The 15,037-nt window shown below is 75.1% G+C and carries 8 protein-coding genes; 2 read left to right on the top strand and 6 right to left on the bottom strand.

Features of this window, described 5'->3' with window-relative positions; all coding sequences use genetic code 11:
• Nucleotides 1-148: 148 nt before the first annotated feature.
• Nucleotides 149-4,813, top strand: coding sequence for a cation-translocating P-type ATPase (locus BMW99_RS42615; protein ID WP_407640258.1), 4,665 nt, complete (start codon nucleotides 149-151; stop codon nucleotides 4,811-4,813).
• A gap of 106 nt (nucleotides 4,814-4,919) precedes the next feature.
• On the opposite strand, the gene BMW99_RS02895 is transcribed toward BMW99_RS42615, so the two are convergent.
• The 4 genes from BMW99_RS02895 to BMW99_RS02880 all read right to left on the bottom strand — a co-directional run bounded on the left by BMW99_RS02895 (nucleotide 4,920) and on the right by BMW99_RS02880 (nucleotide 8,962).
• Nucleotides 4,920-6,119, bottom strand: a complete 1,200-nt coding sequence (locus tag BMW99_RS02895) for a hypothetical protein (RefSeq protein WP_075016183.1) — start codon at nucleotides 6,117-6,119, stop codon at nucleotides 4,920-4,922.
• 194 nt (nucleotides 6,120-6,313) lie between these two features.
• Nucleotides 6,314-7,309, bottom strand: coding sequence for a C40 family peptidase (locus BMW99_RS02890; RefSeq protein ID WP_079139095.1), 996 nt, complete (start codon nucleotides 7,307-7,309; stop codon nucleotides 6,314-6,316).
• Between the two features lie 191 nt (nucleotides 7,310-7,500).
• Complete coding sequence (locus tag BMW99_RS02885) at nucleotides 7,501-7,914, bottom strand: peptidoglycan-binding domain-containing protein (protein ID WP_075016158.1); 414 nt, start codon at nucleotides 7,912-7,914, stop codon at nucleotides 7,501-7,503.
• 283 nt (nucleotides 7,915-8,197) lie between these two features.
• A complete protein-coding gene (locus tag BMW99_RS02880) occupies nucleotides 8,198-8,962 on the bottom strand; it encodes an AfsR/SARP family transcriptional regulator (RefSeq protein WP_075016157.1) in 765 nt (254 codons plus the stop codon).
• 480 nt (nucleotides 8,963-9,442) lie between these two features.
• Here BMW99_RS02880 and BMW99_RS02875 point away from each other — a divergent pair, with 480 nt between their 5' ends.
• Complete coding sequence (locus BMW99_RS02875; RefSeq protein ID WP_177226049.1) at nucleotides 9,443-11,767, top strand: ATP-binding protein; 2,325 nt, start codon at nucleotides 9,443-9,445, stop codon at nucleotides 11,765-11,767.
• A 150-nt stretch (nucleotides 11,768-11,917) separates the two neighbouring features.
• Here BMW99_RS02875 and BMW99_RS02870 read toward each other — a convergent pair whose 3' ends face one another.
• Together BMW99_RS02870 and BMW99_RS02865 are read right to left on the bottom strand one after the other, a co-directional pair.
• A complete protein-coding gene (locus BMW99_RS02870) occupies nucleotides 11,918-12,313 on the bottom strand; it encodes a nitroreductase/quinone reductase family protein (protein ID WP_245791151.1) in 396 nt (131 codons plus the stop codon).
• Between the two features lie 267 nt (nucleotides 12,314-12,580).
• Nucleotides 12,581-14,869, bottom strand: coding sequence for an NEW3 domain-containing protein (locus tag BMW99_RS02865; RefSeq protein WP_075016155.1), 2,289 nt, complete (start codon nucleotides 14,867-14,869; stop codon nucleotides 12,581-12,583).
• Between the last annotated feature and the right edge of the window lie 168 nt (nucleotides 14,870-15,037).

Below are 15,037 nucleotides of genomic sequence, written 5' to 3'. Positions count from 1 at the left end.
CTCCGTAGATCCCCTCTGGGGTGTTATCTCCTCATTATCTAGCTTCGTCACCTAATGTTCTCTTCGTAACGCACGCCGCGACCAGACCCCGACCGGACCCGTCCCGCGCGTGGTGGCCGTGGGCCCGGGTACTGCGGGAGTTGCCTTGGTGTCGTTGAGCGGACTCGTGCCCTCCGTGGCCGGCCTGGTGGCCGCGCCGGTCGGAGCGCTGGGCGGGGCCGTCCGCGACGCCGCCGCGAAGGCCCAGCAGGTCGGGGACGCCGCGCAGCGGGCGCTGCGCGGCGTCCCCGGCGACCTCGCCGAAGCCGCCGCGGTCCTGGCGGACGCGGGGGAGCGGCGGGGCCGGCGGCGCGTGTGGCGGCGTGCGGACCGTGCCCACATCGAGGTCCGGGGACTGACCGGGCGGGGCGAGCGCCACGAACGGCTCGGCCGGGACCTCACCGCGGCCGTGCGCGCGATCGAGGGAGTGCACTGGGCGGAGGTCAACGCCGTCCTCGGGCAGGTGGTCGTCGAGCTCGGAGACGACGGGACGGGCCTCGACGAGGTGCTCGGCGTGGTGGCAGACCTGGAGGAGGCGCACGGCACGGGCGACCAGCCGTTCAGCGGCCTCGGCCCCACGCCCCCGTTCGACGGCGCGCCGGCCGCACTGGCCAAGGCGGCCCTGGTCGCCGACTGCCTGGCCCTGGGCGTGGCGGCGGCCCGGAAGGTCACGCCGCTGCCCGCGTTCCCCGCCGTGCTGCGGCTCCCGGTGGTGATGACGGAGTCCCACCCGCGGTTGCGGCGCCTGGTCGAGAACCGGCTCGGCAAGCCGCACGCAGCGGTGGTGCTCGCCGTGTCCAGCGCCGCCGTCCACGCGCTGACCGACGGTGTGGCACCCGTGGCGCTGGACACCGTGCAGCGGATCTGGCAGCTCGCCGAGATCCGGGCCCGTCAAGGGGTCTGGGAACGGCGGGAGCACGAGCTGGTGTGCGCGGGCACCGGACTCCCGCCACGGATCGCCGCACGCGGGCCCCGGCCCGTGCCGCTGCCGGCGGGCCCGGCGGAGAAGGCCGCGGACCGGACGTCACTGGCCGCCCTGCTGGGCGCGGGCGGGGTGCTCGCCTGCACCGGCAGCGTCGAATCCGCCGCCCGGGCGATCCTCGCGACGGTGCCCAAGGCCGCGGGCATGGGCCGCGAGGCGTTCAGCGCGCTGCTCGGCCGCGACCTGGCCGGCGGCGGCACGGTGCCGATGGACGCCGAGACCCTGCGGGTGCTGGACCGGGTGACGACCGTCGTCATCGACTCGGCCGTGCTGTGCGCCCCCCGCCCCCGGCTGCTGGCGGTGACGTCCGCCGACGGCGGCCTGGACGAGGCGCAGGTGTGGAGCGCGGCCCACAACGTCCTCGCCGGGCGGTCGGTGGCGGAGCTCTCCGGCAAGGGCCCCTGGACGGCGGGCGGCTGGCAGCTGCGGCGCGCTCGCGGCACCGCCGGCCGTAGGCCCCAGGACCCCGCGGGGATGCCGCTGGACCTCTGCGACGCCGACGGCCGTCACCACGGCCGGGTCCTCGCGGGCTGCGACCTCGATCCCCTCGCCGACGCCCTCGTCGGCGCCGCCCGCACCGGCGGCCGCAGCCTGCTGCTGACGGAGCACGCCGGCGCCGGTGAACTGCTGCCCTGGGCCGACCGCGTCCTGGCGGCCGGCGCGACGGCGGCCGCGGAGGTCCGCCGGCTGCAGCGGGACGGCGAGGTGGTCCTGGTGGTCAGCGGTGGCGACGACCGGGCCCTGGCGGCCGCGGACGTCGGTGTGGGCGTCCTGCCCGGACCCGGTGTGCCGAGTCACCCCTGCTGGTCCGCCGACCTGATCTGCGGCCCCGGCCTCGAGCAGGTCTGGCGCGTCCTCGTCGCCCTCGACGAGGCCCGCCAGGTCAGCGGCCGGTCCGCGCACCTGTCCATGGGCGGCTCCGCCCTCGGCGCGCTGATCGCCGCCGCGGGACGCCGCCGCAGCATGCTGGGGCTGACGACGTCCCCGGTCTACGGTGCCGCGTTCCTCGCCCAGCTCGGCGCCCTGCGCGCGGCCCGCCGGCTGGCCCGCCGCCCCCTTCCGCCCCGCCGCGTCCGGGGCACCTGGCACGCCCTCGGGGCGCGCGAGACCCTCGGCGTCCTGCACGCGCGGGGCGTCCGCACCCGGTCCGCGGCGGGAGGGCCGGCACCGCGCAGGGGCGCGGCCGCCGCCGCCCGCGGAGCCGTGCTCGCGGTGGCCGGGGCGACGGGGATGCGCTCGGCGGCCCGCGGCGCGGGCCAGCTGGTGACGGCGGTCCGCGAAGAGCTGCGCGACCCGCTGACGCCCGTGCTCGCGCTGGGCGCGGCCGCGTCCGCCGCCGTGGGGTCCACCATCGACTCCGCCCTCGTCGGCGGCGTCATGGCCGGGAACGCCGTGATCAGCGGCGCGCAGCGGGCCAGGGCCGAACGCGCCCTGCGCGCCCTGCTGCTGACCCAGCGGACGACCGCCCGGCGGATCGCCTGGACGCCCCCGGACCACGGGTCCGCCGCCGACCGGGACGCCTTCTTCGCGGGTCTCGCCGGCGCCCCCGAGGACACGGTCCCGGTCGAGGACCTCCAGGTCGGCGACATCGTCGCGCTGGGCCCGGCCGACGTCGTGCCGGCCGACGCGCGGCTGCTGGTCTGCGACCGCCTCGAACTGGACGAGGCGAGCCTGACCGGTGAGGCCGCGCCGGTCGTCAAGGACCCGGCGGCCACGCCGGGCGCCGATCTCGCGGAGCGGTCGTGCATGGTCTACCAGGGCTGCACGGTCCTGGCCGGGACCGGCTACGCCGTCGTCACCGCCACCGGCGCGCAGAGCGAGGCCGGGCGCGCCGCCGACATGGCGGGCGCCGCGACCGTCCCGACGGGCATCGAGGGCCACCTCGCCGAGCTGACCAGGACCGCCCTGCCCGCCGTCGGCATCGGCGGCGCCGCCGTCACCCTGCTGGGGATGCTGCGCGGTGTGCCGGTACGCCAGGCACTCGCCTCCGGCGTGGCCGTCGCGGTCGCCGCCGTGCCCGAAGGACTGCCGCTGGTCGCCACCGTCGCGCAGTCCGCGGCGGCCCGGCGCCTGTCCCAGAAGGGCGTCCTGACCCGCGCGCCCCGCGTCCTGGAAGCGCTCGGCCGCGTCGACGTCGTCTGCTTCGACAAGACCGGGACGCTCACGCTCGGGCAGCTCGCGGTGACCCGTCTGGCCGGCCTCGACTGCGACCTCGACCTGGACGGCGTGGCCGGCCGGCGCCTGCTGCGCACCGCCGCCCGGGCCTGCCCGCCCCCCGCCGGTGACCGCGTCGTCGCCCACGCCACCGACCGGGCCGTCCTCGACGCCGCCGCCGCGCACTGCCCGCCCGACCGGGGCTGGGGACTGTCCGCGGAGCTTCCGTTCGAGGCCAGCCGCGGCTACTCGGCCTCGGCGGGCACCGACGCCGGACGAGTCCGGCTCGCGGTCAAGGGCGCCCCGGAGACGGTGCTGGCCCGCTGCACCTCGGCCACCGCCACCGCCACCGCCACCGGCCCCGGCGGGCCGTCGGAGCAGGACGGCGGCCGGGCGGCCCGGGTGCCGTTCGGACCGGCGCGCCGCCGCACCGCCGAGGCTTTGGTGCGGCGCCTCGCCGACGACGGGCTGCGCGTCCTGGCCGTCGCCGAGGGCTTCCCCGACCGGCCTCCGGCCCCGGACGACGACCTCTCCGCGCTGGCCCACGACCTCACGCTCGTCGGTTTCCTCGCCATCGCCGACACCCCGCGGCCCAGCGCCGCGGAGACCGTCAAACGGCTCGCCGACGCAGGGGTGCGGGTCGCCATGATCACGGGCGACCACCCCGCCACGGCCGCGTCCGTCGCCCGGGATCTGGGCATCCCGCAGGCCGACACCGTGCTGACCGGCCCCGGACTCGACGCCCTCGCCGACCGCGACCGCATCGAGAAGGTCTCCCGGACCGCCGTCTTCGCGCGGGTGTCCCCGGAGCACAAGGTCCGCATCGTCCAGGACCTCCAGCGTGCCGGGCACGTCGTGGCGATGGCCGGTGACGGCGTCAACGACGCGGCCGCGATCCGGCTGGCCGACGTCGGCATCGGCCTGACCGCCCACGGCTCCACCTCCGCGCGGGCCGCCGCCGACCTCGTCCTGACCGATCCCGACCCGGCCCGCCTCCTCGACGCCCTCCTCGAAGGCCGCACCCTGTGGCACAGCGTCCGCGACGCGGTCGGCATCCTCGTCGGCGGCAACGCGGGCGAGGTGGCGTTCACCGTGCTGGGCACCGCCCTGTCCGGGCGCGCGCCGCTGGGCACCCGCCAGTTGCTGCTGGTCAACATGTTCACCGACATGCTGCCCGCGCTGGCCGTCGCCCTCGCGCCCGCCCGCACCCCCGACACCGGCGAGGACCCGCTCGCCGGCGGCCCCGTCCCCGCCCTGCTCGGGCCCGAGCTCGCCCGGGTCCTGGCCGTACGCGGCGCCGCCACCACGCTCGGCGCCGCCTGCGCCTGGCAGACGGGGCGCATGACCGGTCGCGCCACCCGGGCCGGCACCATGGGACTGGCCGCTCTCGTCGGCACCCAGCTCGGCCAGACCCTCATCACCGACTGGCACAGCCCGCTGGTCGTGACCACCGCCGCGATCTCGACGGCCGCGCTGGTCACCGTCATCCAGACCCCCGGCGTCAGCCAGTTCTTCGGCTGCACCCCGCTCGGCCCCGTGGCCTGGACGACCGTGGCGACCTGCTCCACCACGGCCACGGTCGCCGCCGCCCTCGCCCCGCGCGTCCTCGCACGTCTCGCGCCACCGCCGGAAGGCTGAGCGGCCACCGCCGGCGGGCGCCTTCCGCGTGCACCAGCCCGTCACCCTCGTGACGCCCGGGGATCAGCGAGGCTTCCGCGGGAGCGGCGGAACGCCCTGAGCCGGCTCAGGTGCGGCTGACGGTTCCGCAGCTCCCCGCCTTCGCGAGGGACTTGGTGCGGTCGTAGGGGTCGGTGGCGGGACCGGTCGGGGCCGCGCCGGGGGTGCCCCCGAAGTAGGGGTGCAGGTAGCCGTCGACGAAGCCGCAGCCGGAGCCGCCGAACTCCGCGCCCTGCGCGACGATCTGCACCTTCCCCGGATCCGAGTGCGGGTACCACTGGGTGTCGAGTTCGCGCCGCACGATGAGCCGCGCCACCGTCCCGTGGGGATCCCCGGCCTGGGTGAAGGCATACACGTAGCTGTAGTCGGTGCGCACCCGCACGGCTCCGTGGTCGGCCCGGGCGAAGGTCATCCGCCCGCGGACCTTGACCACGCTGCCCACGAGCCGGAAGTGCGCGGGGTTGTAGCGCGTGAACCACACGGTCGGGTCGGCCTTCGCGCTCGGCGAGCGCAGATCCGCCGTCATCATGGCGCGCACGCCGTTGACCGGATCGGTCAGGCGCAGCGCCGCGGTCGGGTAGCCGCCCCGGAGTTCCTCCGGATCGAGGTTGGTCGCGACCAGGAACGCCTTCGTCGTCCGCAGCACCGCGGCGACCTGCTTCGCCGTCAGGTCGCCGGCGGGTGCCGGATGCGGGAGCACGATGCCCGCCGCGCCGTCCGCCCACTGCAGGGCCGGCGATCCCGCGAAGGGATGGCTCGGGGTGGGGGCGTCGGGCTCGGCGGCGACGGTCGGCGCGGCGGTCGGCGTCGCCGTCTCGGGCGGCAGCGGCGTGCCGGTGGACGAGGTCTCGTCGCTGCCGGAGGAGTGCCCGTGGCCGAGGACGAGCGAGCGCGCGCCGGACGGGTTGACGGCGATCAGTGCGAGCACGGCCACCGCCGCGACGATGGCCGGCGTCCGTATGCGGTCACGCCACGGCCCCCGCTCGCCCCGCTGCATCTCCCGCCAGGCGGGGCCGGTCCGCCAGCCTTCCGGCTCCTGGCGCTTCTGCCGCCTGCCACGGGGCTTCGCGGCGCGCGCCCGCTCCTGCGCGTCCGCGTCCTCGCGGCGCAGCCGCTCGGTGACCATGCGAGCGCGCGCGGAGGGCTCCTTCGGCGCGTCCGACCGGATCTTCGCGGCGGTGTCCCGCGCGAACTCCTCCCAGACCGTGTCAGGAAGGTCCGACGGCTCGTCGTCCTCCTCGCGGGGAGGCGGAGGTGCGGTAGTCATGTGCCACATGCCCTTGTTCTCGGCGGGAGTCGGCAGAGATTACCGCACCGGGGAAGCCGTTCCCGCACCCGCCGGCACCGCCCGCCGGGACGGTCCGCAGGACGTGTGCGGGCCGGGATCCGTGAGGCTGCGGGGTCGTGAGTGGCGACCGCGGCAGGGCCGCGGTCGCCACCTCGGGGCGTGCCGGTGGAGGCTCAGTCGCCGACGAGGGTCTCCCAGGTCTGCGGGCCGATCTGGCCGTCGACGCCGAGGCCGTGCGCGGACTGGAACGCCCGGACGGCACTGTCGGTGCCGGGGCCGAACTGGCCGTCGACGGACACGCCGTAGCCGTACTTGTTCAGTTCGAGCTGGGCGGCCTTGACGGCGTCGCCGGTGGAGCCCTGCTGGATCTGGACGATCAGCGAGCCCCAGGTCTGCGGGCCGATCTGGCCGTCGGCGCCCAGGCCGTGCGCGGACTGGTAGGCCTTCGCGGCCGCGGCGGTGTTCGCGCCGAACTGGCCGTCGGTGGCGATGGACGCGCCGTGGTCGTCCAGCAGGTACTGCGCGGCCTCCACGTTCGTGCCGGAGTTGCCCTGCATGAGGTTCGGCCACGGGGGCACGCCGCCGCCGGCCGCACCGGACTCGTTGTCGTAGCGGTAGGGCTGGTACAACGACGCCGCCGGACCACTGGTGTTCGGCCAGTACGGGTACGGGATCGTCGGGTGGTGGACGCCGGCGTCGCCGGAGTTCTCCCAGGCGTTGTACTTGGTGTGAGCGGTGTCCGCCCAGCCGTCGAAGATCAGCACGTGACCGGCGTTGCCGTCGGTGTTCGGGCCGAGCACCCCGATGATGTCGCCGGGCTGCAGGTCGGACTTGCTGATCGAGTGGACCACCGAGGGCAGCGTGACCGTGGTCCGGCTGCTGGACAGGTGCAGCGCCATCGACACGTAGCCGGAGCAGTCCGTGCGGTAGGCGATGTCGTTGCCGGGCCCGTACTTGTACGTCGTGGTGCTGTACGGGGTCCCGTTCCAGGACGCGGCACGGGAGAGGATCTCCGAGGCCGAGATGCTGCCGTTGACCGAGGAGTCCGGCGTGACGGCAGCCGCGGCCACCGCCGTGTGCGGCACGGCGTTCGCGACGGTCGGCGCCAGCGCGACGAGCGACACGGCGGCGGCCGCGACGAACATCGCGGAACGTCTCTTGAGAGGCATGGCCTCTTCCTTTCTGCGAGGGGGAGCAGCGGGGCGCGGGCGGGGTGAAGCGCCCAACCCGCACCGGCGCGGGCACCGTGTGGTGCGGTGCGTTGCTTCGAGCGGAACCGTGGCCCGGTGCGTCGGGCGGCTGTGCCGGACGGCGGTGGCGCCCCGCCGGTGCGCTGCGGGGCGCCGGTCGCCGGCCGGGCTCAGCAGTACGTCGGCTGCGCGACCCAGTAGTTCAGCGCGGACCAGGTGTTCGGGCCGATGATGCCGTTGGGGTTGGTGGCGCCCATGCAGTGGATCTGGAAGTTCTTCGTCGCGGCCTCGGTGTTCCCGCCGAAGTCGCCGTCCACGGTCAGGCCGTTGTACGAGCCGTTGCCGTAGTTGGTGGAGTGGGCCCTCGCGTAGGCGAAGTTGAGCTCGCACTGGGCCTGCTCCACCGCGATGCCCTGGCTGCCGACGCTGATCTCCGGCTGGGCGTTCGTGTAGCTGCACAGGCTCGAACTCGCGGCCTGCGCCGGCACGCTGGCCACCATCGTGAGGCCGCCGACGGCGAGTACGCCGACGGTGGCCGCGGCGATGCGGCGACGGAGCGGCTGGGTGAGTGAGCGAGATGCCATGGTTCCGTTCCCCCTTCAGAAGGACGATGTCTGTGACGCCTGGGCGACCGCCTTTCCGCAGTCGCTGCCGTCACGAGGACGATGTCGGAGGGGCGTGGCAACTCCGTGCGACCGGTGTGGAATTCGCGTGGCAGCAGCCGCGGGGGGATCGGCGCGGGGCCGAGCGGGGGAGCGGGGGGAGGCCGTGGGCCGTCACGTCGCGGGTGGTGGCGACGGCGGCCACAACGGGAGCACCCCGGCCGCGCGGACGCGGCCGGGGTGCTCCCGGGGCGGGATCGAGGGGTCAGGCCGCGCGGTCGAGGACCGGGTCGTCGCCGGACAGGATGCGCTGGTGCAGCCTCGCCATCTCCGGCCCCGGTTCCACGCCGAGCTCGTCGATCAGTGTGCGGCGGGCCGAGCGGTAGGCTGCCAGCGCCTCGACGCGGCGTCCTGTCCGCGACAGGGACAGCATCAACTGGGCGTGGAAGCGCTCGTGCAGGGGATGGACCGCCACGAGGGACTGGAGCTGCGGCACCAGCACCTGATGGCGGCCCAGGCGGAGTTCCGCGTCGAACCGGAACTCCGTGATCTGGAGCCGCAGTTGCTCCAAGTGCGGCACGACCGTCTGGGAGAGCGACTGGGACGGCACGTCCAGGAGCGGCCGGGCGCGCCACAGGTCCAGTGCCCGTTCCGCCGTGTCCGCCACCGCATTCCAGGCGCCGTCGCGGAGCTGTGCGGACGCCTCACGGCACAGGGACTCGAAGGCGTGCGCGTCGAGTTCGCGTTCCGCGACGGCCAGCACATAGCCGGGTGCCCGGGTCTGGAGGCGCACCGCGTCCTGCGTCTGGAGGCTGCGGCGCAGGCGCATCACATGGCTGCGCAGCGTCTGCGCGTAGCCGGCCGGCGGGACGCCGTCCCAGACCGTCTCGGCGAGTTCGTCCACGGAGACGGGCGTGTTGGGACGAAGGAGGAGCGTGGCCAGCAGCACGCGCTGGCGTGGACCGCTGACCGGCCGCCATCGGCCGGTGACGTCGACGACCTCCAGCGGACCGAGAATCCTGAACCGCATAGCTGTTTCCCCCGTGTCTGCGAGCGCGGCCGCGCGGACCGTTCGGCCCCCGCGCCGACTGTGTTCCTCAGGAATGTGACGGATGTGCGGCAGGCGGCCCGGCCCGGAACGCCGTCGGCGCCGCGGCACCACCAGGGTCGGCGGCCCGGCGCGAGGACGTCCCGGCGGCGGTGGCCACCTCGTCGGGTGCCCGGGAGACCGGTGGGTCTCCCGGGCCTGAGTCCCCTTCTCGCATGGTGACGAGAGTGAGCACCACGGCCGTCGCCCCCGTGTTCCCGACGGCCGCTGCGCCGATCCTCGCGAGTTCGGCGGAGGTCGCCAAGCGCCTCCACCATGCGTGTGACAATCACACCGACGTCGCGCCCGTGAGCTGGGCAGTGAGACCGCGTCACCACCATCTGGTGACGCCGCCGTTGGGAGACGAACGTGCCGTACTGGGCTCCGCTGCCCGATGACTTAGGTCCGGCACACCGGGAGCTGGTGAGCCGGTTACGGGCGCTCAAGGACGAACTGCGGCTCACCTACCAGCAGATGGGCCGGATGACGCACTACAGCCGTGCCTCGTGGGAGCGCTGGCTCAACGGCAAGCGCCTCGTCACGCATGCGGCACTGGCGAGCCTCCTGGCCGCGACCCGAGGTGACGACGAACTCCTCCGGTTGCACGCGATCGCCGCCGACCCCCGGCAGCCGGCCGCCGGGCAGGACGCGCAGCCGTCCGCCACGTCGCCCGGGCCGGCCCCCGCGACCGGCGCCCACCTCCCCGCACCCGGAACGGCATCGGCGCCACGCATCGCGCAACTCCCCTCGGCGGTGGCCGGGTTCGCCGGCCGTGACGAGCACCTGCGGGCGCTGGACGAGACGCTCACGCCGGTGGACGGACCGGCCGGGCAGGTCCGGATCGCGGTGGTCACCGGTGGCGGTGGAATGGGCAAGACGTCCCTCGCCCTCCAGGCGGCCCACCGCCTCGCGGACCGCTTCCCCGACGGCCAGTTCTTCGCCGACCTGGGCGGCACCGATCTCGCGCCCCGCGAACCGCACCACGTCCTCAGCTGGTGGCTCCGGGCCCTGGGCCGGGACGTCGACCCGCGCGACGATCTGGACGAACTCGTCGGCCGGTGGCGCAGCGCCCTGCACGGCCGCCGCGCGCTGGTGCTGCTGGACAACGCGAAGGACGCCCGTCAGGTGCTGCCGCTCCTGCCCGCGGAGCGGTCCTGCGCCGTCCTGGTCACCAGCCGGGACTGGCTGCCCGGGATCCCGGGTGCCCGGCCCATGGCGCTGGGACCGCTGGCGGACGACGAGGCCCTGGAGGTGCTGGCCGCCCGGATCGGGGCGGACCGGGTCGAGCGGGATCCGGACGGGGCGGCCGAGCTGGCCCGCCTGTGCGGCGGCATTCCGCTCGCCGTGCAGATCGCCGCGGCGCGGCTGACCGCACGGCCGTCCTGGCCGGTGGGCGCGCTCGGTGCCCGGCTCCGCGACGAACGCCGCCGGCTCGACGAGCTGAAGGTCGCCGATCTCACGGTGCGGGCGGTCTTCCACCTGACCTACACCGGTCTCCCCAAGCCGCAGGCCGACGGGGAGGTCGATCCGCGCCAGGCCTTCCGGCTCCTGGGCCTGGCCCCCAAGGAGGTCGGCCTGCAGGCCGCGGCCGCGCTGCTGGGGGAGCAGGAGGAGGGCGCCGAGGCGGCCCTCGAACTCCTCGTGGACTCCCACCTGGTGGACAGCCCGGCACCGGGCCGCTACCGCCTGCACGACCTGCTGGGACTCTACGCGCGGGAGCAGGTGGCGCAGGAGGAGAGCGACGCCGAGCAGCGGGCGGCGGTCCGCCGGATGACCGGCTGGTATCTCGCGGGCATGGCCGACGCCGACCGCGTCCTGAGCCCGAACACCCGCCGGCCCGGGCTTCCCGAGGCGGACCCGCACCACCCTCCGCCCGTGTTCGCCGACGCCGGTGCCGCGCTCGCCTGGTGCGACCGGGAGCGCCCGGCCCTGCTGGCGGCCGCCCGGCTCGCCGCCGAGCACGCGGTCCACGACATCGCCTGGCTGCTCCCCGTCTACGCCGGAAGCTCCTTCCGGCAGTGCGGCTGGTACGCGGAGTCCCTGGCCATGAACGACGTCGGCCTCGAGGCGGCCCGGCTGCTCGGTGAGCGCGGCGGCGAGGCGGCCCTGCTCAACGGCCGCAGCAGCCTGCTGACCCTGGCCGACCGCTTCGAGGAGGCCGAGGAGCACCTGACCGCCGCCCTCCGCATCCGCCGTGAACTCGGCGACCGGATCGGCGAGGTGTCCGCGCTGGGGAACGTCGGCGCGCTGTTCGCCCGGCAGGGGCGGTGGGCCGACTCCAGGACGTACCAGCTCCAGGCCCTGGCCATGTCCCGCGTCCTCGGGCGGCGCCCGCTCGAAGCGAACGCGCTCAGCAACCTCGGGACCTGCGCGGACGCCCTCGGCGACCATGCGGAGGCGCTGGAGTACCTGCGGGCCGCCCTCGCGATCCACCGGGAGGAGGGCGACATCGACGGCGAGGCCGTGGCACTGCTCAACATGGCGGAGGTCCACCTGCACCACGGGCGGCCCGCCGAGAGCCTGCCCCTGCTGGAGGAGGCCCTGCCGATCGCGCGCGAGGCCGGCGACCGCTACGCGCAGGCCACGGTCCTCGCCGACCTGGGCCGGGTCAAGGCCGCCGAGCACCTCCCCGCCGAGGCACGGGCCTTCCTGCTGCAGGCGCACGGCCTGTGGGAGGAACTCGGCCATCACCGGACCGCGGCCGCGGTCCGCGCGGAGCTCGACGCGCTGGACACGGACGCCGGCTGAACCCGTCCGCCCTCACCGGCGCCCCGGCGCCGGCGAAGCAGCGGGGCGGTGAGCAAGGACGGGCCGCGACCCGTTCGTCCGGCCGGACCTGGGCCGCCCGGCAGCCGCTGGTCAGCGCTGCCGGGCGGCGGAGGGAGAATCCGGCGCGGCTCAGCTCCCGAGCCGCGTCAGCGCGACCACCGGTGTGGGACGCCCGGCACGCTCCTGGAACTCCGCGAAGTACGGGGTCGCGGGCAACTGCTCGGCCCACAAGCGCTCGCGCTCCGCGCCCTCGGCCAGCGCCGCCGCCACGCCGTAGGCCTCCGTGCCGACCTCGACCCGGGCCGTCGGGTCCGCGAGCAGGTTGTGGAACCAGCCCGGGTGGCTCTTCCTGCCGCCGTTGGCCGCGAACACCACCAGCCGTGCCCCGTCGCTGAGATACGTCAGCGGCGTGGTGCGCGGCTCCCCGCTCCGGGCGCCCGTGGTGGTCAGCAGAAGGAGCGGCACGCCGTCGAAGTCACCGCCGACCACGCCCCCGGAAGACCGGAACTCCTCGATCACCCGCATGTTTCGCTGCATACGATCCGACACCGACACCATCCTCCCGTGAGTGCCGCACGCTCCCCGTGACGCGGTGCGGCCGCGGGCCGGCGGCCGGTCGGCCGCGGCCCTCACCCCCTCGACTCCCGGCGCACCCGGGATGTGACGACGCTACTGCTCCCGGCCGGCACCGGAGCGGCGGTCACGACCACAGCGCGGCGGTCACGAACCACGGCGTGCGCCGGCGTCCGGCGGCCCGAGGGGCCGCCGGACGCCGGGGGAGGGAACGGGGGGTCAGTCGGTGGTGAAGGAGTCGAAGTCGGTCTCGCCCGTCGTGCCCGCGGCGTGCGACGTCGCGGTCAGGCCCACGTCCTGGGTGGGGGCGGCGGTCGGGAGGGTGATGGTGCCGACGAGGTTCCAGGTGGAGTCGTCGGTGGAGTAGTAGCCGCTGTACGTGGTGCCGTGGCGGACCAGCTTCAGCCACGACGGATACGTGGCCGTGCCGGTGGAGTCCTGGGAGTCGAGCTGCCCGTCGCCGTCGGCGTCCCAGTCGAGGAGGTAGCCGTTGCCGGGGGTCTCGACCAGAGCCAGGTAGCCGGGTGAGGCGCCGGCTTCGGTGATGTCGTTGCGGACCATGATCCCGGCCTTGGCCCAGACGTTCGTGTCCGCCTGGGCGTCGATCTTCACCGTGGTCGTGGAGCCGTCGTGCTCGGCGCCCGGCAGGTAGATCGTGCCGTACTCGTCGACGGGGGTGTAGAGGTCGGCGCCCTGTGCCCGGATGCCGAGCCGCGTGCCGGACTGGCTGAAGCTCGCCGTGGTGGAGGCGTACGTCCGGTACGGCGCGCCGACCGTGTGGTTGACGGTGACCGTGTCCCCCACCGCCAGGTGCGTGGCGGAGGAGCCGAAGCGGTACGACCCCGTCCCCTGGAAGTCGCTGGTGGCGAACAGCGCGTCCGAGGGTTTGAGCGCGACGGTGTAGGTGGCCTTCAGCGCGCCGCCCGGCGTCAGGACCGGTGTCCGCGTCGGCGACGTCGTGCCGATCGTCGCTCCGTCCGGCCCGGTCAGGGCCAGCGCGGCGTTCGTGACGGGACGCGAACCGTTGTCGGAGAGGGTCGCGGTGACCGTCCGGGTCGTGCTGTCGCTCGCGGCCGGTGCCCAGTCCAGGGCGAGTGTCACCGACGGCGCGGCGTCGCGGACGGCCTGCCGCGCGGGGTGGACGCGGACGAGTGCCACGCCGTGCGGCGGGACGTCGGCCGCGATCCGGCCGGCCGACTCGGTGGTGCCGTGGCTCCACAGGTCGGTCAGCGCGTAGTCCCGGGAGGAGGGCAGACCGAGCGCCGCCGCGGTGGTGGCCACCTCGCGGGGCGCCGAGCCGGTGTTGAACAGGCCGACGACCGCGTCGCCGTTCTGCTCGGTCTTGGCGAACACCTGGCTGTCGGCGCCCTTCACGATCCGCCGCGCGTCGATGCCGTCCTGGTCGACGCCGAGGACGTCGGTGTTCCTCAGCATGCCGAGGTCGGTCGGGTCGAGACGGGTCAGGTCGGAGCCGAGCAGCAGCGGGGAGGCGGCGAGCGACCACAGGCTCATCTGGGTCCTGCGCTCGTCGGGGGTGAGCCCGTCGTCGGTGCCGTTGCCGATCTCCAGCGAGTCGTAGTCGTTGTAGCCGGCCGGCCCGCCGTACGGCGCCCAGGCCGCGACCTGGTCGAAGCGGGAGGTGATGGAGGACCACGAGGTCAGCGGGGTGCTGCTGCCGTTCGGGCCGCAGTAGCACTCGATGTCGCCGCCGGTCCGCCAGCCGTCGGAGAGCTGCTGCCAGGCGGCCGTGTTGGCGATGTCCAGGCTGTTGGACAGTTCCAGGTGGATCGGGCGGCCGGTCTGCCGCAGGGCCTGCGACCAGGCGCGGACGTCGCCGATGTCGGGGGTGCCGACGCCGTCGATCTTCAGGTAGTCGATGCCCCAGCCGGCGAACTGGCCGGCCCAGGAATCGACGAAGTCCTGCGCGCCCGGCTTGGTGTAGTCGATGCCGACCATGCCGCCGCAGTTGTAGTTCGCCTCGTCGGTGGTCGTGGCGATGTCGTCGGCGTGGTAAGAGGTCCCCTCGATCGCGGTGTTCCGGGCGACGGCCTGCTTGGAGATGCCGGGAGTGACGTAGAGGCCGAACTTCAGGCCGAGGGAGTGCACGTAGTCCGCGACGGCCTGGATGCCGTTCTTCGCGCCCTGGGGCGGGAAGGCCGCCTCGTCGGTGACCCAGCGGCCGTACGCGTCGACGTCCGGGCCCTGGGAGCCGGGACAGTGGTACCAGAAGTCGTCGACGTTGGCGTAGACGAAGCCCTCCTTCGCCAGGCCGCTGTCCTTCAGTGCCTTCGCCTGGGCCTCGATCTTCTGCGCGGTCGGCTCGCGCCGGATGGAGCTCCAGCTGCTCCAGCCCAGCAGGGGTCCGGCGGTCGCGGTGCTGCTGCCCGCGCGGGCTGCCTGCGCTGTCGATGCGGCCTCCGCGGCCGGCCCGCCGGCCACCGTGGTGCCGGTGGCGAGCAGCAGCGCTCCGGCGAACGCGGCGAGCGCGCCCCGGATCGGTTTCCTCATGGGTGATGTCCTCCGTCGCGGCGCCTCACGGCGCGAGAGGGTGGGTGGCGGCGCCGGGATGCGGGGCGCGGGGGAGCGGGGGTGTCGGCTCGGCACACCACGCTCTCCGCGCCCGCCGTCCCGGCTGAGGGGACACGGCATGCGGGTCTGGTGGAACGGCCCGGAGCC

Origin of the sequence: Actinacidiphila rubida, assembly GCF_900110255.1 — a bacterium.
Classification (GTDB): Bacteria; Actinomycetota; Actinomycetes; order Streptomycetales; family Streptomycetaceae; genus Actinacidiphila; species Actinacidiphila rubida.
Note: the sequence above shows the minus strand (reverse complement) of the source record. Positions and strands in the feature narration are given on the sequence as shown.

Excerpts from the sequence above, each read along its gene's own strand:
- BMW99_RS02895 (WP_075016183.1), bottom strand. The coding sequence starts at position 6,119 with ATGACTACCGCACCTCCGCCTCCCCGCGAGGAGGACGACGAGCCGTCG.
- BMW99_RS02890 (WP_079139095.1), bottom strand. The coding sequence starts at position 7,309 with ATGCCTCTCAAGAGACGTTCCGCGATGTTCGTCGCGGCCGCCGCCGTG.
- BMW99_RS02885 (WP_075016158.1), bottom strand. The coding sequence starts at position 7,914 with ATGGCATCTCGCTCACTCACCCAGCCGCTCCGTCGCCGCATCGCCGCG.
- BMW99_RS02880 (WP_075016157.1), bottom strand. The coding sequence starts at position 8,962 with ATGCGGTTCAGGATTCTCGGTCCGCTGGAGGTCGTCGACGTCACCGGC.
- BMW99_RS02870 (WP_245791151.1), bottom strand. The coding sequence starts at position 12,313 with ATGCGGGTGATCGAGGAGTTCCGGTCTTCCGGGGGCGTGGTCGGCGGT.
- BMW99_RS02865 (WP_075016155.1), bottom strand. The coding sequence starts at position 14,869 with ATGAGGAAACCGATCCGGGGCGCGCTCGCCGCGTTCGCCGGAGCGCTG.